Source organism: Mycobacterium sp. E3198, from assembly GCF_001667015.1.
Lineage (GTDB): Bacteria > Actinomycetota > Actinomycetes > Mycobacteriales > Mycobacteriaceae > Mycobacterium.
Window position 1 is genome coordinate 1 of record NZ_LZIS01000241.1, and the last position, 2,415, is coordinate 2,415.

The following is a 2,415-nucleotide window of genomic DNA, read 5'->3' on the forward strand; positions in this document are numbered from 1 at the left end:
GTGCCGCGTCCGATCCGACGGCCGCGAGGTGCAGGACGCGCAGCGTCGGTTCGTCTGCTAACGCGGTGCGCAACGTTTCCTTGAGGCGATCCGCGTCGGCGTCGGACACCGGCAGACCCACGATGCGGTGCCGGTGCCCGCGTGCGGTCAGCGCGTCGACCAACGGCTGCACCGCCGCGGCGTCGTCGCTGACGAGGAGCCACGCGGTGCCCTCACCGGCCGGCGCGCCCGAGGCCTGAGCGGCGGCTTTCTCCCAGCGGATCTCGTAGCGGGAGTCCGCGATGGACTGCGCGTTGCGCTGTTGGTTGTGTTCTGCCGCAAGCTGTTTCAGCACATCGACGGTCTGTTGATCGGCGTTGCCGCCGCCCAGCAGCGCCGCCAGCTCCTCGATCCGCCCGTCCTCCAGGAGCCCGACGGCCTGGGTCCGCGCGGCCGAGGCCTGGCTGGAGGCATGGGTGCTGGCCGCGGCCCGCTGTTCACGGAACCAGTACTGGCGGTGCTGGAACGGATAGGTGGGCAGGTCGAGCTTGCGCGCGGTCACCGGCGCCAGGGCGCCGAAGTCGGGCCGGTGCCCGACGATGTAGGCGTTGGCCAGGGCTTCGGTGATCTGGCGATGATCGGCGATGTTCTTGCGCATGGACGCGATCGCCCGGGGCGCGGTGGCCGGGTCCGGCCACGCCCGCATGGCCGCGGCGGTCAGGATCGGTTGGGGGCCGATTTCCAGCAACATCGCGCAGTGCAGTTCGGCCAGGGTGCGCACGCTCTTGGCGAACTCGACCGGTTGGCGCGCGTGGCGGCGCCAGTAGGCGCCGTCGAGTTTCGCGCTCCTGCCCAGGGCCGCGCCGGTGCGGTTGCACACCAATGTCTTTTGTGGCGCGCCGAACTCGAAGCGGTTCGCATACGACTCGAACTCGTCGAGGACCGGATCCAGCAGCGCCGAGTGGAAGGCGTGGCTGGTGTCCAGCCAGTCGCAGCGCACACCGTCGGCTTCCAAGCCGGCCACCGCCTGGTCGAGGTCCTGGACGGGTCCCGACAGCACGGTGTTGGCGCCGTTGTAGGCGGCCACGGACAGGCTCGGGAACTCGTCGGTCTTGCTTTCCACGCGCTCGGCGGCGGCGAAGACCGCGACCATCCGGCCGCCGTCGGGCAGGCTGCCGAACAGGCGGCCTCGCTCGGCCATCAGCAGCATGCCGTCCTCGAGGCTGAACACGCCGGCGACGCAGGCCGCCGTGTACTGGCCGACGCTGTGGCCGATCAACACGTCCGCCTCGAAGCCCCACGACTGCCAGAGGCGGGCCAGCCCCATCTCCACCGCGAACAGGGCGGGCTGGGCGTAACTGGTCTGCCGCAAGACGTCGTCGCCGTCCGGGTCGAAAATCACGTCCAGCAGCGGCTTTTCGAGCACATCGGCGACCGCCGCCGCGCACCGGGTCATCGTCTCGGCGAACACCGGTTCGGTCTCGAAGAGTTCCCGTGCCATGCCGGCATACTGGCTGCCCTGGCCCGTGAACAACCACGCGGTCTTCGGCCGGTCGGCGCAGTCACCGCGCAGCAGGCCCGGCGCCGGGCGATCGTCGGCCAGCGCGGCCAGTTGCTCGCGTGCGGAGTCCGTCGAATTCACCACCAGGGCGGCCCGGTGCTCGAAGTGTGAACGGCCGGCCCCGGCGGTGAAGCAGACGTCGGCCAACGACGCGTCCGGGTGATCGGTCAGCCAACTGCTGTATGTCTTGGCAAGCTCCGCCAAGGCAGCCTGGTTGCGCGCCGAGAGCGGCAACAGGCTGAACCGCCTGTCGTCCGACGGGGCCTCGGATGCCGCGACCGGCGCTGCCTCGGGGGCTTCCTCGAGGATGATGTGCGAGTTGGTCCCGGAGAACCCGAACGAACTGATCCCGGCGATGCGGGGCCGTCCGTCCCGCTTCCAGGGCAGGGCCTCCTCCACCACCCGCACCGGCAGCCGGTCCCACGGGATGTGCGGCGACGGTTTGCTGAAGTTCAGGTGCTTCGGCAGCACCTCGTGCTCGAGCGACAGGATCACCTTGATCAGACCCGCGATGCCCGCGGCCGCTTCGAGGTGTCCGATGTTCGTCTTCACCGACCCGATCAGCAGCGGCCGGTCGGTGTCGCGGCCCTTGCCCAGTGCCGCACCGGCGGCCTGGACTTCGATCGGGTCACCGAGCGAGGTGCCGGTCCCGTGCGCCTCCAGGTAACCCACCTCGCCGGGCGCGACGCCCGCGCATTGCAGCGCCTCGGCGATGACGCGCTGCTGCGCGACGCCGTTGGGTACCGTCAATCCACCCGACGCGCCGTCCTGGTTGACCGCGCTGCCCCGGATCACGGCCCGGATCCGGTCACCGTCGCGGATCGCGTCCTCGAGGCGCTTGACGACGACGACACCGCAGCCCTCGCCGCGCACAT

The 2,415-nt window shown here is 70.6% G+C and carries 1 protein-coding gene; it reads right to left on the reverse strand.

Translation table 11 applies throughout. The annotated features are described in order from the left end of the window. A partial coding sequence (locus A5673_RS24705; protein WP_156748592.1) for a type I polyketide synthase occupies window positions 1-2,415 on the reverse strand: 2,415 nt, incomplete at both ends.